Below are 25,554 nucleotides of genomic sequence, written 5' to 3'. Positions count from 1 at the left end.
CTCAGGCGGTCACCGGATTTCGTTCCAAAGCACCGAACAGACTTGGCAGCAGCCGCGCTTGAACCGAACGCAGAGTTCCGTACATCCGAAAACCCGCAGCGCGTTCATGTCCGCCGCCGCCAAAGGACTCGGCGATCGCGGAGACATTTACTCGGGACTTCGACCGCAATGAAACTCTGATCCGGTCGTCTTTCATTTCCGAACAGCACAGCTACTTCCACTCCTTCAATGGCGCGCCCGAGGTCCACCAGGTTATCAGGATCCTCGACGACATATTCGCGTGTGACGAACATCGTCGAGATCTGACCATCCGCGTGCAATTCAAGCGTTGCCAGAATCTGCGCGGTCGAACGCACGTCATGCGCCGGAATCGAATAGTAGAGCCGTTCGGTTAGCTCGGACAGCGATGCGCCGGATTCCACAAGCGCGGCCGCCACGCGTAACGACGCGGGCGATGCATTCGCGTGTCGGAACCGGCCGGTATCGGTCAAGATTCCCGCGAGCAGATTGGTGGCCATCGTTTGGCTGATCGGCAGATCAAGCGCCGTGAATAAACCGAACAGCAGTTCGCCCGATGCGGCGGCATCGGTGTCCACGATGTTCAGACTGCCAAACTTCGTATTAGAAATGTGATGATCAATGTTGGCGATGCGCGCGTTTGGCGCAATGTGGTCATCCACCTCGCCAATTCGATCGCGATTGCCTGAATCCACCACGATTACGTCGTTGAATCGTTCGCGGAGCTGCGTCTCGCGGGCAACTTGAATCTCCGCCGATCCCGTGAGGATGTGACAGCGTGGCGGGCAGGCGTCTTCGAGCATACAGGTCGGCCGGCCTCCGCATTGGATGACCGCTTCGCGCAAGGCAAGCACCGAACCGATTGCGTCTGGATCTGGCCGCATGTGCGAGGAGATCAAGACGCGCGGTGAACAAAGAAACGAGCGCAGCTCGCGCAATAGCGCATCGCTGTACGTCACTCGGTCTCCCCGCCGCGCGCCTGCTTCAGAAGTTCTTCGATGCGCGCCGCCTTCGCCGGAATCTCGTCATAGGTGAAGCGCACATCCGGATGCTGCCGCATGACAAAACGTTTGGCAATCGCGGTGCGGAATTTCCCGCGCAGTTTATTCAGCAGCCGTTCCGTCTCGATAAACTTGTCTGTTGGTCCCAAAATGCTGAAGAACACTTGAGCCATGGACAGGTCATCGCTGACTTTGACGGCCGTCACCGTAAGGATGATATTCGAATCCAGTTGCGCGATTTCGCGGATCATGCCCGGCATCTCGCGCTCGAGCTCGGCGGCAATGCGCAGCGGGCGGCGCGGTCCGTTTGAGTTCAATCGCAATAGATTAGACATAGTACTCCACGTGTGGCGTCATCGCGATCACTCGCGTTTCCATTTCAATCAACTCTCGCACGCGCCGAAACAACTCTTCGGCTTGACTCTCCGTCTCGGTGACACAGGCGAACGCCATCTCAGCGATCTGCCATGTATCGGCACCTCTTTCAAGAATCGCAACATTGCAGCGGTTTGCAATCCGCTCTTTCAATGAATTGACGACGCTGCGCCGTTCCTTCAGCGAATGACTTGCGGGCAAATGAACGGTAACCGTCATCACGCCCACGCAATGCTTCATGCCACCGATTGCTCGAGTGTACGTTTGACCTCGACGATTTGAATGACTTCAATCGAATCGCCCTCGCGAACGTCGCTCATGCCGTTCAAGAGGATGCCGCATTCATAACCTGACTTAACTTCGCTGGCGTCGTTCTTGAATCGCTTGAGCGACCCGATCGTACCCGCCCAAATTTGCTTGCCTTCGCGAAGCAGGCGAATCTGGCTCTGGCGCTTGATGACTCCCGATACGACGAAGCAGCCGGCAATCGTCCCCGTGGACGGAATGTGGAACGTCTGTCGAACTTCGATCAGGCCGACAACGTCTTCACGCTTGTCCGGACGCAACATGCCTTCGAGCGCCGTGCGCACGTCATTTTCCATTTCATAGATGATGCGATAGACGCGTATGTCCACGCTCTCGCGCATCGCAAATTCTCGCGCCTTCAGATTGGGATGCACGTGGAATCCGAGAATGATCGAACCAGTGGCCGCGGCCAAGAGCACATCGCTCTCGCTGATCGCGCCCACGCCTCGGTGAACGATCTTCACGGCAACTTCCTTGGTGCCAAGGCGTTGCAACTGATCGCAAATGGCCTCCACCGAACCGTCCGCGTCGCCCTTGATAATAAGCGGCAGTTCGCGTACTTCGCCTTCGCGAATGCGCTGCGAGATCTGGTCCAGGCTGAGCATGCGAATCTGGCGGAAAGTCTGCTCGCGCTGCAGCAGCTGCCGACGCATCGCGATGTCCTTGACTTCCCGCTCTGTATCAAACGACACAAACGAGTCGCCGGCCTGTGGTGCGCCCGAGAATCCGACAACCTGCGCGGGACGGCCCGGACCGACATGATCAATCTGTCGTCCGGTCTCATCGAGCAGCGTGCGCACCTTGCCGTATTGCTGACCAGCCACGAAATAGTCGCCGACATTCAGCGTGCCGTTTGTAACGATCAGCGTGGCCACCACGCCGCGGCCCTTGTCAATGCGCGTTTCGATAACCGTTGCCCGCGCCCGACGCTTGGCATTGCCCTTCAACTCGAGAATATCCGCGGCCAGCAGAACTTCCTCAAGCAGCGTGTCAATTCCCTGACCGAACTTTGCTGAGATTTCCGCCGATTGTACCTTTCCGCCCCACTGTTCAACGAGCACATTGTGATCAGCCAACTGCTTACGAATCTTCTCGGGATCGGCGTTGGCCTTGTCCACCTTGTTAATGGCCACGATAACCGGCACGTCCGCGGACTGCGCGTGATTCAGCGCTTCGATTGTCTGCGGTCTCACCTGGTCGTCGGCCGCCACCACCAGAATCACAAGGTCGGTCACCTGCGCGCCGCGTGCGCGCATCGCCGTAAACGCCTCGTGACCGGGCGTGTCGAGGAAAGTGATCGAACGGCCGTTACGGTCAACCTCATACGCACCGATATGCTGCGTGATGCCGCCGTGCTCCTGCGCGATGACCGAGGTCTTGCGCAGGAAATCCAGAAGGGACGTTTTGCCGTGGTCAACGTGACCCATGACGGTCACAACCGGCGGGCGCGGCGTCAGATCTTCAGGATTGTCGGCCTCTTCCTCAAGCTCCTGCTCGACTTCCTCTTCGTCACTGACAAATTCAACTCTGAAACTGAACTCATCGGCGATCACTTCAATCAAGTCACGCTCGAGCCGCTGATTGATCGTCACGAGCTTGCCCATCAGGAAGAACTTTTTGATGACTTCCGCGGTCTCAACATCCATCAGGTTGGCGAGCTCCTGCGTCGAGACGAACTCGGTCAACTGCAAGACGTTGTCTTGCGTCTCAATCAGTTCACCCGTAATCTTATCACGGCGCTTGGCGCGGCGCTTGCCCGAATCCATGGACGCCAGCGTCTGCCGGATTGACGCGTCAACTTCGGCCTGATTGACCTCTTTGCGCTTGGCCGGTTTCGCTTTGCGGCGTGAACGAGAATCGTCTTCGGGCGTGCGCTTAGTCTTCTCTTGCTTCTGCGCGGCGATCAACCGTTTCTGCTTTTCGAGACGCTCGATATCAGCCTTTGTCGGAGCGCGTCTCTTGCGCGCATCGGCAGCGGCGTCCGTCGTTGCAGCAGGTGTGGCGCCCGGCGTAGCTGGGCGCGGAACGCGCGGTCCCGTCGGCGCAGGCCGCGGGCCGCCAGCTCCTGGTGGACGAGGTCCGGTCCCTTGCGGACGGGCGCCTTCCCCCGGTCGCGGCGTGCCACCGCCCGCAGGACGACGCTCGCCAGGCCGACTTTCACCCGGTCGGGCCGGGCGACCTTCCGCCCGTGCTTTAGCCGCCTCTTCACGGGCCTTACGTCGGGCTTCGTCCGATGCGCGCTGCGCTTCAATCTCTTTTCGGCGCTTGGCGATCTCTTCTTTTTCCTTGAGCGCCCGCTCTGCCGCGCGTTCTTCCGCCTCGCGTTTCGCCTTTTCTTCTTCGGCTTCGCGCTGGCGCGCCTCTTCGTCTAAGCGGAGCTGTTCGCGTTCCGCTTCAGTGAGGCGTTCATTTTCGCGTTTGGCTTCTTCGGCTTCGACTTGTTGAATCAGCGTCGCGGCGGAATCAATCGCCTGGGTCGCCGCCGAAGCGAGGAGCTCTTCCAACTGACCGGAACGCGCCTTCTCGGACTCGATACGCCGATGCTCGGCCTCGGTCTGCGTTTCCGCCGCGTGCATCTGTTGCCAGCGCCCGGGATCGAATTTCTTGACCACTTCATCATACATCTCGTCCGTCATGGGAGACATATGCTTCGGCGATTTCGAAACGTCGTAACCGCGGTCTTCCAGGAACTCGACAATCGCCGGACTGGCGACGTTAAGCTCTTTGGCAACCTGATAAATCTTCTTCTGCTTGGCGGAACTCAAAAAGGTTATCCTCACCCTTCAAGTTTAGACTCGGCGCGCGAATCATTCGCGGCCGTGCGGGACTCCGGCGCGGCTTTGTCGGCCGTCGGCTCTTCGTCCGTTACGAAGTACGTGTTGAGCACGTCCATGATCTGGCGCACGCGACCCAATTCGAACTTCGTCGCTTCCATTACCTTGACGTCGCCCGCATCGAGCACGTCGTCGGCCGTTTCGAATCCGGCTTCGATCAGGCGCTTCTTCGTCTCATCGTCGAGCTCGCCGACTTCCGAAATCTGCAGCGGCTCAGGCGCGAGATACTCCGATTCCTTAATCGGTTCAATCGGCACACTCGTCAATTCACTGGCCAGTCGCAGGTTCTGACCGCGCTTGCCGATGGCAAACTGAATCTGATCGTCCGGCACGACCACGGTCGCCGTGGCCGAATCCTGATCGTAGACAACCAGCAGCGGCGTCGCGGGAGACATCGCGCGTTTGACGTAGATCTCGGGATCGGCGCTCCAGTGAATAATGTCAATTTTTTCGCCGCCCAGTTCGCGCACAATCGCCTGAATACGAATGCCCTTCATGCCGACGCACGCGCCGACCGGATCAATCCGCTTGTCGTGACTGCGCACGGCGATTTTGGTGCGGTCGCCGGCTTCGCGAGCCACGCCCATGATCTCGATGATGTTGTCGAAGATTTCCGGAACTTCCAATTCAAACAAGCGCGTCACGAATTCGGGAGCCGCGCGCGAGATAATGACTTCGGGATCCTTGGTCGTGCGGCGCACGTCCTTGATGACGGCGCGTACCGCTTTCCCGCGAATGTACTTCTCGTTGTAGACCTGCTCCGATTTCGGCATGAGTGCTTCGTAGCGATCAAGATGAACTCGCAATTCTTTGCGGTTGATCTGGTGAATCTCGCCCGTCACGATTTCGCCCAAGCGCGCCGAGAACTCGTTGAAGATGTTCTCTTTCTCGATTTCGCGAATCTTCTGCGTCAAGTTCTGTCGCGCCGTCATGACCAAACGACGGCCGAACTCTTCGATATTCACGAGCTCTGCATACGTATCGCCGATATCCAGGTCGGGATCAAGCCGCAGCGCCCGGGACAGCGGCATCTGCGTCACCGGATCGAGCACGTCGTCGTCGTCCACGATTTCTTTCTCGCAGAAGATTTCGATGTCGCCCTTGTCAATATTGAAAATGACGTCGAAGTTCTCGGCATTCCCGTATTTCTTCTTGATCATGGCGTGGAACACGCTCTCGATGATCTCGCGAAACGCGTCGCGGTCAATGCTCTTGTCTTGCAGAATCTGCCCGATGGCTTCGACAATTGGTGAATTCATTTCTTCCACTCCACTGGTGACTTGAACTCAGGCAGCACCACCGCGGACAACACGTCCGCCGGCCCCACATGATGCTCCTGGGCTTCCGATTGCAGCGTCAATCCCGCGGTCTCGTCGTATTCAACCAATCTGCCGCGTATGTCCTTGGGTCCTTTAGCGCCCGGCACTCTGAGTTTCAATAGCCGGCCGATGTTTTTGCGAAATTGCCACGCTTCGCGCAGCGGATAGTCCAAACCCGGCGAACTGATTTCCAGCCGGAAGTCTTCGCCGAGAAGTTTCTGTTCGATAATCAGGTTGCGCAATTCGCGCGTCAACAGGGCGCAGTCGTCCACGGAGATATTGCCGACTTCGCGATCGCCGATAACGCGCAGTTGCGTGACACCGTTGCGTGACGACTGCGCGTAATCGAGCATCTTGAAGCCATGCTCGGCAAGCAAAGTTTGGACGTGTTGTTCCAGTCGCTCCACAAAATCCCGGGGTATAGATAAACAAAAAAGCGGGCGCTGGCCCACTTTTTCATAAACTCGTTAACAGGTAAAGATACGAAAGTCGGGCACCAAATGCAACTCGCCTATTAGCTTACCGCAGGGCGTCGGCCTGCTGCTTGGCCCGCTGGAAGTTCTGCGAATCCGGATAATCGCGCACGATTCGGTCAAGCGCGGTCAGAGCTTTATCTTGCTGATTTGTCTTAAGATAGATTCTCGCAGCCTGAGAGAGCGCCTCGGGAGCATAAGGCGAGGAGGAGTAACGATCCGCGATTTCGATCTGTTTGGCCGCCGCTTCATCCAACTGACCCGTGGCCTCCAGACAGGACGCCAACCCGGCCAAGGCCCCCTGAATGGTCTCGGCGTCCGGCGAGTAGTCGTTCAAACACGCCTCGAAGCTGGCCTTGGCGCCACTGAAATCTCCCTGATCAAACTTGATTCTGGCGAGATAATACTCGGCTTCTGCGGCGGCTGAGCCACCGTGATTCGCCTGCACCATCTGAAACTTTGACTGCGCATCGGCCAACTGGCCCTGCCCGTACGACGTCTTGGCCTGCATTAGCGCAAAACTCTCGTCTTTGGCCGATCTACCCATCCAGGTATTGATCGCCAGCACAGCGATAACGAGGGCGACGATCCCGCCGCCAATCATCCAGACGGTGTGCTTGTGGGTATCGTAATAGCTCTCGACCTTGACCGCTGTCTCGACCAGCGTATCGTGCTTGAGGTCATCCTTCGTCAGGCGACCGCCGCGTTCGGCTGCAACTTTTGACATTGTGGTGTTTGTGTTTACTGATTCTCTGCGCGACCATGCCAGCCTCCGCTCTACGTCGTACCCCCGAGAGGATTCGAACCTCCGACGCAGAGTTTAGGAAACTCTCGCTCTATCCATCTGAGCTACGGGGGCCTATTACCCGCCAAACCTATCAATATAAAGCCCTTGCCGGATTTTGTCAAGCCGGGGCCTTAGTCAGCCTGCGGAAAGATTTTGCCGGGATTCAGAATTCCTTTAGGATCAAGAGCTTGCTTAACTGCCCTCATGCTGTTCATGGCGGCCGGACCAATGCCCAAATGCAAGTAACCCCGCTGGACCAGGCCGATCCCGTGCTCGCCGCTGATCGTACCTCCGAGTCGAACCGTGAGCTCAAAAATCTCCGGAATGGCAGCCTCCGTGCGGAACGTCCATTCAGCCTCAGAGAGCCCCTCGCGCAGCAGATTCACATGCAGATTACCGTCGCCGGCGTGACCGTAACAGATCATGCGCACACCGTGGCGGTTACAAATGTCGTGGACACCGCGCACCAAATTGGGCAGCTCACTGCGCGGCACAACGGTGTCCTCTTCCTTGTAAGGCGAAATCGCTTTGACGGCCTCGCCTGCCGCGCGCCGAATTGCCCAAAGCTTGGCTTGCTGTGCAGGGCTGTCAGCGACGTTCACGTCACCGCAGCCGCAGGCCGCGAGCGCTTCGCCGATTAGCTCAATTTCGCTCTCGAGCACGGCTTCATCATTGCCGTCAACTTCAATCAGCAGGCACGCCGCCGCATCTGAGAACGGCACCGGCTCGCCGCGCCGCGCTTCAATCGCTTGCAAACATGCCTGTGGCATAAGTTCAAGCGCACAGGGAATCACGCCACGTTGCATGATCGCCGGAACGGCGCGCGCGGCATCATCGAGATTTGCGAATGGAGCCATTAGCGTCCGGCGATGCCGCGGCAACGGCAGCAGTTTCAGCGTGATGCCGACAATGACCCCGAGCGTCCCCTCGCTGCCCACAAACAGCTGCACCATGTTGAATCCGGTCACATCCTTGAGCCGCTTGCCGCCATAGCGCACAAGTTCGCCATTCGCCAGCACAACATCCAAACCAAAGACGTAGTCCTTGGTCGTGCCGTATTTCAAGGCTCGCGGACCGCCTGCTCCTTCGGCGACATTCCCGCCGATCGTGCATGAACCACGACTCGCGGGATCCACCGGATAGAACAGCCCGACTTTCTCAACCTCTTCCTGCAGAACCTGCGTAATCACGCCGGGCTCTACCTGTAGGAAGAAATTCTCACGATCTATTTCGAGAATGCTGTTGAGCCGTTCCGTTGAGAGCACAATCCCGCCCTGAACTGGCAACGCCCCACCTGAAAGTCCGGTTCCTCCGCCGCGCGTCACGATCGGGACATTGTGCTGGGCCGCCACCCTGACAACCGCCTGCACCGCAGCAACGCTCTTGGGCCGCGCTACGACTTCAGGGGCAAAGTACAGGTCCTCGGTCTCGTCGTGACCGTAGTTTTCAAAGTTCAAGCCGCCGGGCAGCAGCAGCTCGTCGGCCGCCAACGCGGCCTGCAAGTCGCTCAGTACCTTACTGTCCATCAGGCCGCACGCGGAAGTTGTCATATTCGCCGCCGCCGCCGAGCGGAAACGTCTGGACCTGCTGTACGTGGGCGAAGGTCGGCCCCTCGCGCATTGCATCAATCAACATTTTGACGGCGTCGTCACCGCCTTCAAGCTCGGCTTCGACGCGTCCGTCAAACAAATTGCGCACCCATCCGTGAATGCCCAACGACTGTGCGCGCTCGAGGACGAAATAGCGGTAGCCTACGCCTTGCACGTTGCCACGCACCGTTACCCGCACGCGCTTGAATTCGCCGCTCATTGAAACTTATGGCTTCAGCCGGGAGATCATGCGCGGGAACGGAATCGTCTCGCGTACGTGCGGCAAACCGCACATCCATGCGACAGTTCGTTCGAGCCCGAGCCCGAAACCTGCGTGGGGGACGGTACCGTATTTGCGCAAGTCGAGAAACCACTCGAAATCTTCGATGTTCAAACCGTGTTCCTTGATGCGACCGCAGAGCGTATCATAATCATCTTCGCGCTGTCCCCCGCCGATGACTTCGCCCTTGCCCTCAGGGGCGAGCACATCGAAGCCCAGCGCGAGCTTGGGATCAGCCGGATCGCGCTTCATATAAAATGCCTTCAGATCGGCAGGGAAATGATAGAGAATCACCGGCCGGTCGTGCTGGTTTGAAATCGTTGTCTCTTCGTCGCCGCCGATGTCTCCACCCCATTCGATCTCGTGCCCACCCTTTTTCAAGACGTCAATTGCATCGGTGTAGCTCAGTCGCGGGAAAGGCTTCTGAATCCGCTCGATAATCGCCGGATCGCGCTCGATGACCTTCAGGTCCTCTTGCCGCGTTTCCAGAATTCTCTGCACGATAAAGCAGATCATGTCTTCCGCCAACTCAGCGGCGCCCCACATATCCATATACGCGACTTCCGGTTCAATCATCCAGAACTCCGTAAGGTGCCGGCGTGTCTTGGATTTCTCAGCGCGAAAGGTCGGTCCGAAGGTGTAGATTTTCCCCAATGCCATCGCACCGCATTCACCGTAGAGTTGGCCCGACTGCGACAGGTAGGCCTTTTCGCCGAAGTAGTCCGTTTCAAACAGCGTTGACGTGCCTTCGCAAGCGGCGTTGGTGAAAATGGGTGGATCAAACAGGGTGAAGCCGCGTCCGTCGAAGAAATCGCGGATCGCTTTGACGATCGTGTGGCGCACGCGCATGATCGAAACTTGCCGCTTGCTGCGCAGCCACAGATGCCGGTTGTCCATCAGGAACGCGGTGCCATGTTCTTTCGGCGAAATCGGGAATTCGCCCAGGGCTACGTGGACCGGGACAACTTGTTTTAGCGTCATTTCGAAGCCGCCGGGCGCGCGTGGTTCTTTGCGCACCGTGCCGACGACCATCACGGACGATTCCTGCGACAGCCGGTCTACGGCCTCAAAGCCGGCATCGCCGATGTCATTGATGGACCCGACACATTGCATGATGCCCGTTCCGTCGCGCACGATCACGAAACGGATCTTGCCCGAGGAGCGCGTATTGTACACCCAACCCTTGAGGGTAACTTCCTGACCGTCCCATGCGGCGGCATTCTCGATATATATATGCGGCGCACTCGGCGTCACAAACTTCTCCATCTTAATCCTCCTCTTTCAGTTGTCGCTCCATCAATCCCCGCACCGCGTCCTTCGCGCTCACCGTTCCTTCAAGAACCGCGCACACACCTTCGGTTATGGGCACGCTCACACCGTGTTTGCGTCCCAGGTCCAAGGCCGCGCGGGCCGTCCACACACCTTCGGCCACCTGCCCAGTTTTCTCCAATGCCACGGCCAGCGAGTCGCCACGGCCAATGAACTCACCGCAACTGCGATTGCGGCTGCGCGGCGACATGCACGTCGTCGTCAAGTCACCTAAACCAGAGAGGCCCATGAACGTCTTGCGCGCGCCTCCCAGCGCCTCGCCCAGACGAGCAAGTTCCGCTAATCCACGAGTAATCAAGGTACCCTTCGTGTTGGCGCCGTAGCCCATACCGTCCACCATGCCGGCCGCGAGCGCGATCACATTCTTCATCGCACCCGCGAATTCTACCCCAAGCACGTCCGCCGAGCGGTAGAGTCGCAATTTCTCTGAAGACAACGCCTGTTGCAGAATTTTCCGGGTGGCTTCATCATTGCTCGCCACGACGGCGGAGGTCGGCATCCCCAGAGCAACTTCGGCGGCCAATGTCGGACCGGACAGCGCAGCATAGCGCGTCATATCCAGCCCCGGCAGCACCTCATGCACAATTTCGTGTTCGAGTTTGCCGGTCGCGGTCTCAATGCCCTTGGCCGTACCCACACAATAACACGCCGGGACCAAAGCTCCGTATTGCTGCAATAAACTCCGCACGAACTGCAGCGGGATCGAGAGAACAACGACTTCGGCATCGGCGAGCGCTTCGCGCATGTCATCGTGCGGCGTCAGGTTTTCCGACCATCGGCCCTCCGGTAGATAGCGCAGATTGCGTTTCGTCTCGCGCATCTCGGCGACGAGGTCGCTTTCGCGCGCCCACAATCGTACATCGTGCCCGAGCGCCGCCGCATGAATCGCCAGCGCCGTTCCCCAGCTTCCCGCTCCGATCACCGTAACGCGCATCAGCGATACCTCGGCTCAGTGCCGTTGATCAGCCGTTGGATATTTTCCCGGTGTGTATAAAACAAAAAGAGCGCCAGCACAATGCCGGACATTACTTCGGTCATCTCCGGGCGCTCTTCACCAACGTACATTAGCAACGGAAATGCGGCGGCGGCGCACATTGACGAAAGTGAGACGCGACGCGACGCGACGAACGCTAGGATCCAGACTCCGAGTGCCATCAGCAGCGCCATTCCGTGTACCGCGGCCATGGCACCTCCTGCGGTGGCCACTCCCTTGCCGCCGCGAAATCTCGCATAGGGCGTAAAAACATGTCCGGCGACCGCACCGCACGCCATGAAAGCCTGCGCCTGCGCAGCTTGGTGAGGCCAGACCAGCGGCGCAACCAGCGCCACAGGCAGGAACCCCTTCAGCCCGTCCAGCAGGAGCACCACGACTCCCCATTTCTTGCCCAACAATCGCGAAACATTTGTGGCACCCGAACTACCCGAGCCGACCGCCCGCGGGTCTTGACCTGCGATGGCCTTTGTCAGCCAGATTCCGGTGGGAATACCGCCGATCAAATAGCCCATCAATGCCGCAAGCCACAGACTCAAACGACGCGCCCGATTGTGAAGACACGTTCACCGTTGCGCGCGAACGCCGCATGAAACTCAGACTCGGACTCCGCCGCCACGATGAGGACCAGACCGATGCCGCAGTTGAACACCCGCCGCATTTCGTCATCCGCCACCCCACCCCACTCTTGGATTCTGGCGAACAGTTCCGGCAATGCCCAGGCGCTCCAATCCACGTCAAGATGCAGGCCATCGCGCAGCACGCGTTCGGTGTTTTCGACCAATCCACCTCCGGTGATGTGAGACATCGCGTGCAGCCCCGGATGTCCCAGCAGCGGCTGCATCTCATTCCAGTAGCAACGGTGCGGCGCCATCACGGCATCGCTGAATCTCACGCCGTCGGACAGTGTAAGCGAGTCCAGTTCGTCCGCTGCGTTTTTGGGTTCGAGCACCTTGCGAATCAACGAATACCCATTCGTATGCGGCCCGCTGGATGCCACGCCGATGAGCACGTCACCACGCTTGACTTTTGTCCCGTCGAAGATCGCGCTGCGTTTCACCGAGCCGACGATCGTACCGGCCAAATCAAAGTGCCCTTCCTCGTATAGCCCCGGCATTTCCGCCGTTTCGCCGCCGATCAGCGCAACCCCATGGCTGCGACAGCCGCGCGCCATGCTTTCGGCGAGGACACCGGCGAGGTCGGGATCGAGTTTCCCGAAGGCCAGGTAGTCCAGGAAGAACAACGGCCGTGCGCCACAAACCAGAATGTCATTGATCGAGTGATGGACAAGGTCCTCTCCGAGGCCGTCAAGCTTACCGAGTTGGGTACCCAGAAGCACCTTTGTCCCGACACCATCCGTCGAGGCCACCAGAACTTGGCCGTCCGGCGCATCATCCAGCGCAAAGAAACCCCCGAACAGGCCGATGCCGCGCACTACATTAGGAGTGTGGGTTGATTTCGCAGCCGCAGAAATAAGGCGCTTGGCAACCGCAGCACGGTCGAGATTTACGCCGGACGTGGCGTAGGTTGAGGCCACTCTTGACTCCTAAAAGCAATAAAAACAATAAGGCCCGTTCAGAACGGGCCGGGTGCCGGAAGCCGGAATCGAACCGGCACGAAGCGTAAGCCTCGGCAGATTTTGAGTCTGCTGCGTCTACCAGTTCCGCCACTCCGGCAGCGAAAAAAGACCACCAGCATAGCGGAGCTTGACGATCGTGGGGGGCCAATCGAAATAGCAGTCACGCTCTAAGCTGGTGGAAACCGGTATCAAACGTTAAGCTGGAATATAAGGACTTAGGCCAAGACATGCAAGCCAGTCCGCTCAGGCCGCAAATCAGTTGGCGCAGCTTCGTGGTTCCCAAGACTATGAGCCAGAATCCGCGAATTTCGTGGGAAAAACCGCGCCGACCGGTTGATTAGCTGCGAAGGATCATCGGTCGCTCGAATAATGCACGTCGAATACTGCATTTCTGGTGGCTACAGCGCAAGAAAAGAAACAGAACGCAGAAACTGCACAACTCGATCAAGCCGACGAACTGTATGTTATATCGAATTGGATCGTCTTATGCTTCACTTAACGCATAATAATTTTACACTTAAAATAACATGCACTTTCAAGATTTGCCACATATCTCATTGGCATACTGTATGCAAATGCAGAATGTAGAATATGCATTGATCGAAGAGACCGGCGTGCAATAAACGGGCGCTTGCTAAGGGTGAAGGTTGACGTATTAATACCCCGGGACCCACCAAGATCGTAGCTGACATCTGAACCAGCGCTCGCCTTTAATGAAACACCCGACCATGAATTGGTCGGGTGTTTTCTCATTTAAAATCCCATACGGCGGGAGATTTCAGCATATTGTTCGGGAAACTTGTCCTTTCCACATGCTAAAGCGAGAAGGTTTGGCCATTTAGGTCGAAGAGATTCCACCATTTTAGTGGCCAAAATCTGTATCTCCCACTGGGCATGGGAATCGCATCGGAGTCGCGCCAAATGGTACAACTCGCGGGCGTTCAGAACACACATAACCCGCTTAACATGTGCATTCGTAAGAAGATAGGGTGCGATCAACGGATTGTAGCGCAGCAAGGCCGAGGCCGCCAGACTTGCTTCTTGGACGGCCGACCGGAATCTCTCCCCTTGGCCAAGCGACTCTATTGCCGGCGGAACGACCGCAGAATATTGTAAATCATAGGTTTGTACAAGCTGAGTCATCAAGCGGTGCCGCTTGAACTGGGCATAGCAGGTCGCACTCATCTCCAAAATGAAGGTCGCGCGAGCACTCTCAAATTCACGGTAAACAGGATCATGAGCACCCAAGTCCCGATAGATCTCGGCCCAGAATTCGTGCGGATCCCGGCTGATGTCGCCCGAATCGGCACCCCCGGCAGTGAACCTGAACGCCTTAATGACGCGATCCTCAGCAGATTCATCATAATCAACCAGTTCAACTCGCGGTTCGGACCAAAACTGCATTTTCTGCGAAGAGGGACTTTGTTTTCGCATTATCCCTGCAAGTTTTGCCCGATTCGACCGAGGATAGGATCCGCGCGTCGTATATTTTACGAGAGAAGGAGCCATCCGCCCCACAGCAACATGCAGCGCCTGGCCCAACTCGTGGACCTCAGACAATGGGTGGTCCGACAGCTCCCACAACAGGTGCTCGAGATTGCGAGCATTCAAGGTCATCCCCATTTGCGTCGCGCAGGCCAGCGGCAAGAGATAGCGGGCATCCTCTTTTGCACGGTTCTCGAGGTCGCGCACGTCGGTCTTGCTTAGGGCCGACGCATCCTCGGGCAGGTGATAGTCCGTCAATGCCTCAAAGATCACATTATAGGCCTGAAACAGCCGCGCAACCGCTTGCCGAAACACAGGTTCCTGTTCGGTCCCGGCAATCTCGATGGGAACAACGTACTCCTCCCCAATCGTGATATACCGTTGAGATTTCTCGGTGAAACTCTGGAGTCGGTGGAATTGTAGCTCCTCCGCCGCCAGGCGAGACAAGTGCGAGATATCGAAATTGAACGCCGCGTGCTCGGCCACGGATGCGTGCCCCAGTCCAAAAATGATGTTCTCATTCGACTTTCGAGCACGCGCCACGCTGAACCGTGCCGACCGCCGCAACTCGGTCACATGGGATGGATCACGACTGATGCGGGCATAGGCAGCCGAGATCGTCTCGGGCGTAAACGCTTCAAAATCAACACGCGACCGCAACTCCTCCCCAAGGCGTTCCATAGCGTCCTTGAGATCACTTGCGGACGGGTTGTTCCCAATGGACTTGGAGAGGTGGTCCAACTCGCGCAGAATCTCCACGGTTTCGGAGAGTAGCTCTGCATCGACATTGTAGCCGGCCAATCGTACAATCGGAGCCATAAGCCTTAGAGGTTAAAGAGTGACCCCGAAGTATAAGAGTTTTGCGCGGGAATCTCCACTCTCTAAACACAAACAGCCCCGATCCCGGGGCTGTGCGAAGCCAATTTGTTAGACAGGTCTACCGAACGTTGCCGGTGATAGCCGACTTCATGCCATCATAACGACGCCTTAGCAGCTCCAGCGCGGCGAGATACCGCAACTGCGTTTCGGCCATCTCTGCCATTTCCTCTTCAATGTTCACGCCATTGACGCCGGTCAGATCCTCGAGCAGCGGTTCGCGAGTTACACGATGCGTCAGACCGTCCAGCTCGTCGGTGGCGCCCACATGGCGTTGATCGCCCCGCGCTAATGTTTGATCTGCGCCGTCGAGCTTCTCCCGCAACATGTCTTCAAAATCCACGCGTACACGCTGGTAGCCGGGCGTTTCTGCATTGGCAATGTTTTGCGCATGCGCACGCTGCCGCGTCGCCTGGGCGTCGAGCATGGCCTTCAGCGTGACCGCGGTCGGATTCTGCTGGACCAAGAAGTTCTGAATCAGGTTATCTGCCATGGAGTTCTCCTTCAAGCGCTCAAACAGCAATCCCTGTGCCGCCGTGTCAACTTGTCATAGCAGAAGCCTAACCCAAGTGTATTCAGAGAGAAACGGCCCGATTCCTTTGGGAACCGGGCCGTCATTTCTGTCACGAATTGGACATTATGGGCAGGGAGTTCCCGTCACGACGTAAATCCGGCGCGTGTCGGGACTCAGCAAGGCGGAGTCATCATAGAACGTCGCAGAAATCGGCGTGGGAGTGACCAAGGTGTAATCGGTCGGGAACACGGGTTCCGAGGCGATGGCGTACCAAACGTAATAGCAGCCGCATGAATTCTCAAACGGTGCATGCCAGCGCAGTTGAACGGTATTAGTCGCCGGGAGACGGTACAGCGTCAGCTCTACCGGCTGGCCGCAGGCGGCGGTCGCAAACGGCGCCAGACGACCGGTAACCAATTGATAGCCCTGGCAACCACAGCCAACCGTGTCAAATTGCGCGAGGATGGCCGATACGTTCAGCGGACCCAACGGGATCGGCAGGTCGGCCAGAGTATCACAAGCGTTGACTCGGAATTCTACCGTATCCGTTCCGCTGAACAGGCGGTAATTGGTGTTCGCAGCAAACGTGTCAACACCACCCGTCGTATCGAAGGCCACGTTCTGCAGGAGGACATGGCGCGATTCGTACGCTTCGGGACCACAGCTCGCCGCATTCTGGGAAATGGCGTTCGCGGTGACCGCTACCGCCGCGGGAAGCGGGTTGTTCTCAGACAGGAAAGTCACTTCAGCGGCCTCGAGCGCAAACTGTGAATACTCAGTGACACCGCCAAACATGTCCAGCGCGCCTCGGACGCGGACGGAGTCACCGGGCAGCGCCTTGCGTGTGTTGCCAATCAGATTCGTCTGCGCCGCGCTGCCAAAGACCAGAACCGCGCAGCCGTTGGACTCAACGAACATGTTGCGACGGCAGGAGTCGTTGTAGGTCACAATACCGTACGTTACAATCAGCGAATCGTTCCACAGCGAAACACCGCAGGTGTCCTGCTGGCGAATCTGGCAGATCGTGACCGTGTCCGGAACCGCCGGAAGGCCGCAAATCGAAGCAGCACCGGGGGTCCCGAAGTCACCGTTGTTTGCGCCGTTCCAGCCCTGCGTCGCGACGCACCAGTTGGCCGGATTCGCGGGATCGAGATTGTTGGCCGAAAGCTGCGCGCTGGCGCCTGCCGCATAGGGGAACGTATTGTAATTTACCGAGGCGACCGTCACATTGGATGCATCTCGCAAGGTGACCGCTTCACCGGTCCCATTGCTGAGGGCCAAGCCCCAACCCGACGTGCCAAAATGATAGGCGTAATCTTCAGGTACTCCGCCATTGGTCGCACCGTCTCCGTTCGAGCAGAAGACGAAATATGAACCGGGAGCAACCGTCGGTGTGCCTTCCAGAGTATCCGAACCGTTCGCGTCCGAGACAATCCATCCGTTCATGTTCAACGTGTTGGCGCCGCGATTATAGATTTCGAACCACTCACCCAGACTGTCCGCCGTTCCGGCGAAATTCGGGTTCGGCATGAACTCGGTGAAGACAACATCGTATGGCGACGGAAGAATCGTGAATTGCGCCGTGCTATTAGCCGCAACGGGGTTGCCCGCAATGTCGGTGACATTGTTAACGGTAAGCGTATAGGTCGCGGCAGGAAGTGTCGTGCCAAAAGTCAGGCGTACGGTGCTGCCGTCACCCTGCAGCACAGCGGTCGTCGGCGCACCGATTCCCAGGTCGACGCTGTAGTTGGCTACGGTTTCGGCGGAGACTTCATTCAGATTCTCATCGAATTGTGCGTCCACCTGGCTTGATGTCACTACTGTGGCGCCCGTCAATACCGGGCGAGCACAGCCGGAAGCGGCCAGTCGTTGCGAACACATTGGCGGATTCATACCATTGCACCACATCCCAAGCCTGACCCACATCGCCCTGACAGACTTCAATCGAGTTGCCGGCATTCGCTCCGGCCAAGTCGGGATAGTTGAGCGTCAACGAACCGTGCACCAGTGTGCCACCGCTCAACGCGGTGAAGATCGCAAGGTTGTCACCGCTATTGTTCAGGCCCCAGCCACCAACCGAGTCCGGGCAAACTACTTCACCCGTGATTTCGGTCATGTCCACGCTGCTGAGCACAAGGTACTGCCCGGCGTTGATAACCGTCCCGGCCGGGATATAGAGCGTGCCTTCGCTGGTCGGCGGATACGCGCTATGGTCGGTCACGATCCAACCACCGATATTGATTGCGGCTCCGGTGGTGTTGAAAATTTCGATCCACTCGACATCCGCTCCGGAAGCGGTGTCATCGTACATAACTTCGGTGATGACCACGGAATTCGAACCGCTTCCGACAACCGTGAAGTTCCCGACGAGATTCGTTGCGGTGTTACCGGCAAGGTCTTGCATCGTCGAGACGGTCAACGTGTAGGAGTTCGGCGACATCGCCGAAACCGTCAGATGAACGAGCGCCAAGTTGGTGCCGTCGCGCAGCGCCGTAAGCGGACTGCCGACGCCGTTGTTGACGACGTAATTGGCTTCGGTCTCGGCGACCGTCTGGTTCACACTCTCGTTGAACAGGACGTCAATCTGCGATGAAGAGACCGCCGTAACGCTCACGAGGGCCGGGGGCGTGCCATCGGCGCACGGTGTGTTGGCCGCGCCCGGGGTACAGTGGCGGTAGCGACCGACGGCGGCAAAAACCGTGGTGGATTCGATCCAGTCGGCACCGTTACCGCTCCACGTTGAGTTAACGTCGCATTTTTCGATTGAATTTCCGGCGTTATTCGTGGCCTCGTCCGGATAGCTCACCGTCAGCGATCCGTCAATCAACGTGCCGCCAGTTGCCGCGGTGTACAGAGCGATATTGTCCGGCGTATTGGTGAGACCAAAACTGCCCGTAATCTGCGTGCAGACAATTACTCCCGGAAGTCCCGTTGTGGTTTCTTTGGTAAGCACAAGGTACGCATCGGCACCGATCGTCGTTCCCACAGGAACACGAATTACGCCTTCGCCGCCGTTGCCGGGATAGATATCGTCGTCAAGCAAAACCCAGTCGCCGATGTTAATGGCCGCCGTGGTCGTGTTGTGGATTTCAACCCACTCGACATCCCCGCTTGCCGTATCATCGTACATGACTTCCGTGATCACGACGTCGCCGAAGCTCTGAGCCATGACAGGCAGAGACAGGGCTAAGCAACCCAACAACAGGAACAGCCCACGCAAGTGTCGCATCTTGTTCACCTCGCAATTAACTTTTGAAAAAACACAGTCCGAGCACATTACAATCGAAAAAGCCGCAATTCGCGCAACTTTTAAGATACGAAAAAACGGTCGGCAAGACAAGCCGACCATCTCAGCTGCGGGTCATTTGCCATTGGTAATCAAACGGTGAGTATTGGATTTAACTTCATAGTAATTGAGTCTCCTCATTAGAATCGTATCTTGTGCCTGCTGTCACGACCGCAAAATGATCTAATCCGAGAGGCGCTGTGCGTCCATTGCGCCGAAGATAAGAGGCCATCACGACAAAACGGCGAGAATCTAATTAACCCACTAATAAACATTCATTTGATGAGTTATCCACATTTTGGTCGTTGATTGGCCTATGTGCCGGCGCCAGAAGAGCAAGTTATCAACATGACGAAAGCAGGCCGTGAAGCCTGCTCTCGCTACGAACACTATCGCGATGCGCCCTGTTATGGTTCGACGAAGAACGACACGGACGCAGTGGCCACTGTCTCACCGTCAGCAATCGCGTACCCGAAGATAACGTCCTTGCCGATGTTTTGATCGTCACAAATATAATCTACGCAAGGATTGGCACCGCACGGGTGAGCAATCGTGTCTGATTGCGGTATCACCAGATTCTCGTCCAAGAAACCGACGTTCGACTCCGTGCGCAGCAACACCGTGTCATTGACCGCCATGCCCGTACCGCGGTACAGACGAATGACGATGCGGTTTTCGACAAAATACTGCAAGGTGTCATCCCCGGGCCGCAATTCGAGGCTATATGCGCCTGGATCAGGATTGTCGGGACCGGTGATCTTCTTGTCATTCTTGCACGACATCATCACGAAAACTACGCAAGCGAACACAAGCGGCAGTGCGAGTGGGCGGGAAAACATGGCTCCTCCTTGCGAAGATTAGCGGCTCAAGAAGCGGAACAGCAGATAGCCAACTCCCAACCATAACGGGATCGCCAGCAAGAGCGCGAAATTCACTCCGCGCACGGTTGAGAGATTACTTTGCAGTTCGATTGTAGCCAAGGCACGGCGCATGACCGCCGTCAACTGGTCCATGTCCACGGGTTTGGGCAGCAGGTCATAGGCGCCGAGTCTGATAGCCTCTTTGGCCGTATCAAGCGAAGCAAACCCCGTGACCATGATGAACAGAACCTTCGGATTGATATTGCGCAGCTCACCCAGCAGCTCCAGGCCCGATTTTTCCGGCATCATGAAATCCGAGACGACAAGATCAACCTTCTCGCGCAGGAAGATATCCATCCCGTCACGCGCTGACACGGCTTCGAGCACGGTGTGCCCGCGAGTTTCGATGAACTCACGCAACACGCCGCGATAGTCGTCGTCGTCGTCAATCAGTAGAATTCGGGCCATATCGGAATGTGCTGTTGGTTAGCTTACAGCGGAATATTGCCGTGTTTTTTCGGCGGATTGCTGTCTACCTTATTTTCCAGCGTTTCAAGAGCGCTGATAATGCGGCTGCGGGTCTCGGCCGGGTCAATCACTTCGTCAATATACCCGAACGAAGCGGCTTCAAACGGGTTGGCGAAGAGCGTTGTATACTCGTCAACGAATTTCTTCTTGGCGGCATCCGGATCAGCTGCTGAAGCGATTTCCTTGGCAAAGATAATTTCCACTGCGCCCTGCGCGCCCATGACCGCGATTTCCGCGGTGGGCCACGCGAAATTCAGATCGCCGCGGATGTGCTTCGAACTCATAACGTCGTAGGCGCCGCCATATGCCTTGCGGGTAATGACGGTGATCTTCGGAACAGTGGCTTCGCAATAGGCGTACAGGAGTTTCGCGCCGTTCACGATGATGCCGTTCCACTCTTGCTCGGTACCCGGCAGGAAGCCCGGCACATCCACAAACGTGACAAGCGGAATATTGAAGGCATCGCAGAAGCGCACGAAGCAGTCCTTGTCCACGACACGACGGATGACATCCTTCATGTCATAGGGACGCGTGGCTTCGGCGGGAATGAGAGCGGCCAGCGTGTCATCCGTCAGCGGCTGCTGCGGCACGGGCTGGCGCGGCGGGTCTTCCTGATTGTTTTGCGGCATGTAGCTGAGCATGCGGCGGAGAGTCAGCAAACAGTGTGCTTCATTCGGGCAGGCAAAGTGCGCCACACCGGATTTTGACGCGTGCGTGACGGCGCCGCCGAGTTCTTCGCTCGTGATGTCTTCATGCGTAACGGTCTTCACGACCTTCGGTCCAGTCACGAACATATTGCTGGTGTTCTCGACCATCAGCGTGAAGTCCGTAATGGCCGGACTATAAACCGCGCCACCGGCACAAGGGCCCATGATTGCAGAGAGCTGAGGCACGACGCCGGAGGCGAGCGTATTTCGCAGGAAAATGTCGGCATAGGCTCCAAGCGATACTACGCCTTCCTGCACGCGCGCGCCGCCGGAATCGTTCAGACCGATCACAGGCGCGCCCACCTTCATGGCCATATCCATGATCTTGCAAATCTTCTTACCGTGCGCTTCGGCCAGCGATCCGCCGAAGGCGGTGAAGTCCTGCGCAAACACGAACACAGTGCGTCCGTCGATCTTCCCGTAACCGGTGACAACTCCGTCGCCGTAGACGATTTGCTCGCCGAGTCCGAACTGTTGGGAACGGTGGGTGACGAGTGCGTCAATTTCGTGAAACGAACCGGGGTCCAACAAGATGTCAAGGCGTTCGCGGGCGGTCATTTTGCCCTTTTTGTGCTGCGCCTCGATGCGTTTTTCGCCGCCGCCTAAAGTGGACAGGGTGCGTCGGCGTTTGAGTTCTTCTGTGACTTTCATAGTATTTTGGTTATAACATTCCGCTCCGCTTGCGCAAGAGCCATTCCAGGCCCAATAGGCCTATGAGTATCCAAAGAAAGAGCGGGCGATTCCACAGCGAAATTTCGTGTTGGGACTCGATCACTCGTGTTGGCAGCGCCAATTTTTCAAATAGCGAATCCGGCTGATTCGCACTGAAGAATTGACCTCCAGAGTTGCGTGAGACAGCTTGGAGCACATCAAAGCGTGCTCGCGAGTCAAGCCACTCGAGGTTAAATGATTCGACAACGAATGCGCCGCGGTCCTTTCCAATAGTGTCGCCGCGCGCTACGGCGAAGCCACCATATGTGAAATCACCAGCCGTCGTCGCGGTAAACTGCCCTTCGTACAATCCGTTGCCCTTGGCGCGCAAGGCGATTGTCTCGGTCTGCTCATTCTGCGCCACGGTAACCAGCACTCCGGCATCATCCAGCGGCTGCAAGTCCGCACCGTACACCTGCGCCTGCAGTCGCACGGGTTCACCGGAGCTGTACACCTTTTTGTCCGTCGTGATTTTTACCTGCTTCTCTTCAGTAGGCGCGAGTAGCCATGCTGTCAGCCGCGCAGTCAAATCGGAGTAAAAGTCGTTCCCGGCGGACTCTTTCGCTCTGCCTAATGCCCAGCGATAGATATCGTGCACCGTAAAGGCCGCCGTTCTGCGCCGGTTCATGTCGCTAATCAGCAGCGCAGGTCCGCCGGGTAACTCCGGCGTGAGCTCATTGGCGAACGTCGCGACGACGGTGGCCGCGGGTTTGGCGGTGATCTTTCCCACCGCGCCAGATACGGGGGGCAACTGAGCCCAATTTGCAGCCAACGGTCCGCGCGCGCTTATGGCGGAGTGCGAGGCACCATCGCGCACGATCACACGGTCAGCCAAGCTCTGCGGCGCCATGTCGAACGGCAGCCGATCATCAATCTTCTCCGATGCGCTCGGTGACACGGCGGATCCACTCACCCACAGGAGGGGTACACCGTCGCTGACCAATCGAGCGGCAACCGCATCCCACACCTGCCGGTTCGTCGCGGATGTTGGATAGTTGACCAGCGCAAACATGTCAGCGCTATTGAGCAATTCGGCGTTCGCGCTCTTCCCGCCGACAAAGCCGTTACGCGTTTCCACCAGCGCGGTAACCGCAACCGTGGTGTCCTGACCGAGCGCCTGCATGAGAAATGTAACGTCCGGCGACGGCGCTCCGGCCAACAGGACGACATTGTACTTTGAATCGAGAATCCTGACCACGCGCGAGCGCCGATTGTTCTCGGTCGCCAATTCTCCCGGAATCGAGTCCAGGATCGCGGTCAATCTCAGCTCGCCCTCAACGTCAGCCTGAAAACTCGCTTCGAGAGTCTTCTCGTAGAGTGAACCGTCAAATTTCAGCGGCTCATCCAGCAGCGTACGCGACCGCGAGTCCACCAGACGAAGGCGACCGTTTGCCCCGGAGAGTCCTTGACCGCGCACGCGAACGCGGACGGGAACCTGCGCGCCTTTATAGGCGATATCATTGGTCAAAATGTCAGCGATCAGCGCGTCGCGTCTTAGCGTCGTGTCGCCAACGCCAATGGTGTAGATCGGAACGTCTGACTCAACGGCGACCCGTTCGGGATTCGGACCGGAGTTCTGAGCGCCATCGGTGATCAGCACAATCGCGCCAACGTCCTCACCAGCCGTCGCCCGGGCTGCTTCAAGCCACGCATCCGCCGGATTCGAGCCGACAAGATCGGCTGAGGACGCGAGGATGGAATCCAAAGGTGAGGATACCGCGGAATCACCGAAGGCGAATTCGCGCAAGCTCGCGCGCTTGAGCAAGTCCTGCCATTCACTTCGCCGCAGGAGGTTCTTGACCACGGAATCGCGAACGACACCGTTGTCGGCAACAGCCATGGAGGCCGACCGATCAACCAGCAGCAGGACTTGCGCGTGTTGGTCGCGGCGATCTAACCAAAGTAACACCGGTTCAAAGATCAAGAACAAAACGATCAAGAGCGCCAATGCGCGGATCGCCGCGAGACTGCGGCGCCGCAAAGTACCGACTGGAGGAAGCGTTTGCCGATAAACGATGACGGCCAGCGCAATGCAGGCGATCGACAATAACACAAACAGCAATGTCGGAGCCCCAAAAGTGACTCCGCGAACCGCGAGCAAAGGTAATGTGTAGCTCAACTCGAAAAGGCTGCTGCTGGTGATCGTAATTCCGTAATCGGCCAGCGCGGTCTGACCGGAAGTTGTTCCGCCGGCAGTCCGGCTTGCCACAGTTTATGAGCGGCGTAGCCAATCATCGCGGCGTTATCTGCGCAATACTTGAGCGGTGGCACGGCGACCTCGATGGACAAACGCCCGGCGATGTCTGCCAACCCGCTGCGCAATGCGCTATTGGCGGCGACTCCGCCTGCGGCGCAAACGGCATGCACACGGTACTGGATCGCGGCACGTTCAATCTTAGTCAAGACAGATCGCATCGCGGCCGACTGAAACGAGGCCAATAGATCAGGACGGTGTCTCTCTTCAAGCCACTGCGGTTCATCGCGCAGTTTGTAAGCGACGGCCGTCTTCAATCCTGAGAAGCTGAAATCAAAGGAGCCATCCCGTAAGGCGACCGGGAAGTCAACCGCATCTGGCCGACCCCGCTGCGCGGATCGGTCAATCGCAGCTCCGGCGGGAAAACCAAGTCCCAGCAGCTTACCAACCTTGTCGTAGGCCTCCCCCATTGCATCATCGCGTGTGGCGCCGATCACGTCATAGTGACGGAAGCCGCGCACAACGGTCAGCAAGGTGTGCCCGCCGCTGGCCAACAGGACGAGGAATGGCAACGGCAAAGGGTCACGGTCCATCTCCACCGACCAAAGATGCCCTTCCATGTGGTGCATCGAGGCAAATGGAATCCCGCGAGAAGTTGCCAACGCCGATCCAAACGAGTGTCCGACAAGCAATGAGCCAACCAATCCCGGCCCGGCCGTGGCCGCGATCATGTCAATATCCTCAAGCGAGCACCGCGCCTCGGCCAGCGCTCGTTGCACGTTGGTATCTTGCAGTTCTAAATGCGACCGCCCCGCGAGCTCCGGCACCACACCGCCAAAGGCCTGATGCACTTGCTGCGTGATGGTGACCAAGGCGAGGACGTTGCCATCATCGAGGATTGCGGCGGAATTCTCATCGCAGCTCGACTCAATCGCCAGAATTCGCACGATTAGCGGAGTGAAGCCATGTCAAGCTGAACGCGCGCGAGAAACTCGGCACGCTCGATCCGATACAGCGCTTCCTGAACGGAGCCGCCAAGAGCCACTACTCCGTGCCGCTCGAGTAGCAACACGCCCGCATTGTTCCCCATGTCCACGGCCAACCGTCCAACATCGGGCGATCCGGGTTCCGCATACGGAATCATTGCTATGCCGCCCAAAGTCATTTCGGCTTCCATGAGGAGTTTGACATCCGGCACCTTGCCCGCCGCGACGAAGACGCCGAGATTCGGCGCGTGAACATGCAGGATTGCGTACACATCGGGTCGAGCATGGTACAAGGCGCGGTGCAGTTTCCATGCCGACGAGGCTTCGGTAGGCTGAAACTCGTCCAAGCTGACTTCGATTAGGTCAGATTCGGCGAGAAGGCGCTTCTCAATTCCGCGGCGGGTGACCAGAGCGCGGCCATCAGCAAGTCTTGCCGAGAAGTTCCCGTCCGTTGCAGGAAGGCAGTTTATCCCGGCCAGCACTCGCGCTGCGTACAACAGCTCGGCTACCCGCTCGGCGGCCAATC

24 protein-coding genes and 2 tRNA genes are annotated in these 25,554 nt (G+C 57.7%); all 26 read right to left on the bottom strand.

Annotated features, from left to right (window positions below):
* Position 1: 1 nt before the first annotated feature.
* The 26 genes from IPH10_03260 to IPH10_03135 all read right to left on the bottom strand — a co-directional run bounded on the left by IPH10_03260 (position 2) and on the right by IPH10_03135 (position 25,552).
* Positions 2-196, bottom strand: coding sequence for a hypothetical protein (locus IPH10_03260; protein MBK6909940.1), 195 nt, complete (start codon positions 194-196; stop codon positions 2-4).
* Positions 105-977, bottom strand: coding sequence for a DHH family phosphoesterase (locus IPH10_03255; GenBank protein MBK6909939.1), 873 nt, complete (start codon positions 975-977; stop codon positions 105-107). The genes IPH10_03260 and IPH10_03255 overlap by 92 nt, the downstream gene beginning before the upstream one ends.
* On the bottom strand, positions 974-1,354 hold the full coding sequence (gene rbfA, locus IPH10_03250; protein MBK6909938.1) for a 30S ribosome-binding factor RbfA: 381 nt from the start codon (positions 1,352-1,354) through the stop codon (positions 974-976). The genes IPH10_03255 and rbfA overlap by 4 nt, the downstream gene beginning before the upstream one ends.
* Positions 1,347-1,634 (bottom strand): DUF503 domain-containing protein, encoded by a 288-nt coding sequence (locus IPH10_03245; GenBank protein ID MBK6909937.1) that lies wholly within the window; start codon positions 1,632-1,634, stop codon positions 1,347-1,349. Before IPH10_03245 ends, rbfA begins: the two co-directional genes overlap by 8 nt.
* Positions 1,631-4,465, bottom strand: coding sequence for a translation initiation factor IF-2 (gene infB, locus IPH10_03240; GenBank protein MBK6909936.1), 2,835 nt, complete (start codon positions 4,463-4,465; stop codon positions 1,631-1,633). The genes IPH10_03245 and infB overlap by 4 nt, the downstream gene beginning before the upstream one ends.
* An 11-nt stretch (positions 4,466-4,476) precedes the next feature.
* Entirely contained in the window at positions 4,477-5,793 is a 1,317-nt protein-coding gene (gene nusA, locus IPH10_03235) for a transcription termination factor NusA (protein MBK6909935.1), read from the bottom strand.
* The gene (locus IPH10_03230) at positions 5,790-6,260 is read right to left on the bottom strand and encodes a hypothetical protein (GenBank protein MBK6909934.1); all 471 of its coding nucleotides are present in this window, start codon (positions 6,258-6,260) and stop codon (positions 5,790-5,792) included. Before IPH10_03230 ends, nusA begins: the two co-directional genes overlap by 4 nt.
* A gap of 112 nt (positions 6,261-6,372) precedes the next feature.
* Complete coding sequence (locus IPH10_03225) at positions 6,373-7,053, bottom strand: tetratricopeptide repeat protein (protein MBK6909933.1); 681 nt, start codon at positions 7,051-7,053, stop codon at positions 6,373-6,375.
* A 58-nt stretch (positions 7,054-7,111) separates the two neighbouring features.
* Positions 7,112-7,185: transfer RNA gene (locus IPH10_03220), tRNA-Arg, on the bottom strand.
* A gap of 59 nt (positions 7,186-7,244) precedes the next feature.
* Positions 7,245-8,663: an FAD-binding protein gene (locus tag IPH10_03215; GenBank protein MBK6909932.1), complete on the bottom strand. Its 1,419-nt coding sequence runs from the start codon at positions 8,661-8,663 to the stop codon at positions 7,245-7,247.
* Positions 8,629-8,922: an acylphosphatase gene (locus IPH10_03210; GenBank protein MBK6909931.1), complete on the bottom strand. Its 294-nt coding sequence runs from the start codon at positions 8,920-8,922 to the stop codon at positions 8,629-8,631. Before IPH10_03210 ends, IPH10_03215 begins: the two co-directional genes overlap by 35 nt.
* 6 nt (positions 8,923-8,928) lie before the next feature.
* Complete coding sequence (asnS, locus tag IPH10_03205; GenBank protein ID MBK6909930.1) at positions 8,929-10,248, bottom strand: asparagine--tRNA ligase; 1,320 nt, start codon at positions 10,246-10,248, stop codon at positions 8,929-8,931.
* 1 nt (position 10,249) lies between these two features.
* On the bottom strand, positions 10,250-11,245 hold the full coding sequence (locus tag IPH10_03200) for an NAD(P)-dependent glycerol-3-phosphate dehydrogenase (protein ID MBK6909929.1): 996 nt from the start codon (positions 11,243-11,245) through the stop codon (positions 10,250-10,252).
* A complete protein-coding gene (gene plsY / locus IPH10_03195; GenBank protein MBK6909928.1) occupies positions 11,245-11,841 on the bottom strand; it encodes a glycerol-3-phosphate 1-O-acyltransferase PlsY in 597 nt (198 codons plus the stop codon). The genes IPH10_03200 and plsY overlap by 1 nt, the downstream gene beginning before the upstream one ends.
* Positions 11,838-12,839: a phosphoribosylformylglycinamidine cyclo-ligase gene (locus IPH10_03190; protein ID MBK6909927.1), complete on the bottom strand. Its 1,002-nt coding sequence runs from the start codon at positions 12,837-12,839 to the stop codon at positions 11,838-11,840. Before IPH10_03190 ends, plsY begins: the two co-directional genes overlap by 4 nt.
* 53 nt (positions 12,840-12,892) lie before the next feature.
* Positions 12,893-12,978, bottom strand: a tRNA-Leu gene (locus IPH10_03185).
* A gap of 656 nt (positions 12,979-13,634) precedes the next feature.
* Complete coding sequence (locus tag IPH10_03180; GenBank protein ID MBK6909926.1) at positions 13,635-15,167, bottom strand: FAD-dependent thymidylate synthase; 1,533 nt, start codon at positions 15,165-15,167, stop codon at positions 13,635-13,637.
* 136 nt (positions 15,168-15,303) lie between these two features.
* Positions 15,304-15,735 (bottom strand): flagellar basal body rod protein FlgB, encoded by a 432-nt coding sequence (gene flgB / locus IPH10_03175; GenBank protein ID MBK6909925.1) that lies wholly within the window; start codon positions 15,733-15,735, stop codon positions 15,304-15,306.
* Positions 15,736-15,879: 144 nt separating this feature from the next.
* Positions 15,880-17,559, bottom strand: coding sequence for a lamin tail domain-containing protein (locus IPH10_03170; protein ID MBK6909924.1), 1,680 nt, complete (start codon positions 17,557-17,559; stop codon positions 15,880-15,882).
* Complete coding sequence (locus IPH10_03165; protein MBK6909923.1) at positions 17,540-18,985, bottom strand: lamin tail domain-containing protein; 1,446 nt, start codon at positions 18,983-18,985, stop codon at positions 17,540-17,542. Before IPH10_03165 ends, IPH10_03170 begins: the two co-directional genes overlap by 20 nt.
* Before the next feature lie 464 nt (positions 18,986-19,449).
* Complete coding sequence (locus tag IPH10_03160; protein MBK6909922.1) at positions 19,450-19,881, bottom strand: hypothetical protein; 432 nt, start codon at positions 19,879-19,881, stop codon at positions 19,450-19,452.
* Positions 19,882-19,899: 18 nt separating this feature from the next.
* Positions 19,900-20,370 (bottom strand): response regulator, encoded by a 471-nt coding sequence (locus tag IPH10_03155; GenBank protein MBK6909921.1) that lies wholly within the window; start codon positions 20,368-20,370, stop codon positions 19,900-19,902.
* 23 nt (positions 20,371-20,393) lie between these two features.
* Positions 20,394-21,788 (bottom strand): acyl-CoA carboxylase subunit beta, encoded by a 1,395-nt coding sequence (locus tag IPH10_03150; protein MBK6909920.1) that lies wholly within the window; start codon positions 21,786-21,788, stop codon positions 20,394-20,396.
* A 10-nt stretch (positions 21,789-21,798) separates the two neighbouring features.
* The gene (locus tag IPH10_03145) at positions 21,799-24,057 is read right to left on the bottom strand and encodes a hypothetical protein (GenBank protein MBK6909919.1); all 2,259 of its coding nucleotides are present in this window, start codon (positions 24,055-24,057) and stop codon (positions 21,799-21,801) included.
* Positions 23,964-24,989, bottom strand: coding sequence for a tRNA (adenosine(37)-N6)-threonylcarbamoyltransferase complex transferase subunit TsaD (gene tsaD, locus IPH10_03140; GenBank protein ID MBK6909918.1), 1,026 nt, complete (start codon positions 24,987-24,989; stop codon positions 23,964-23,966). The genes IPH10_03145 and tsaD overlap by 94 nt, the downstream gene beginning before the upstream one ends.
* A gap of 2 nt (positions 24,990-24,991) precedes the next feature.
* Complete coding sequence (locus IPH10_03135) at positions 24,992-25,552, bottom strand: class II aldolase/adducin family protein (protein MBK6909917.1); 561 nt, start codon at positions 25,550-25,552, stop codon at positions 24,992-24,994.
* Positions 25,553-25,554: the final 2 nt, after the last annotated feature.

The organism is bacterium (assembly GCA_016702305.1).
Lineage (GTDB): Bacteria > Electryoneota > RPQS01 > RPQS01 > RPQS01 > JABWCQ01.
Note: the sequence above shows the minus strand (reverse complement) of the source record. Positions and strands in the feature narration are given on the sequence as shown.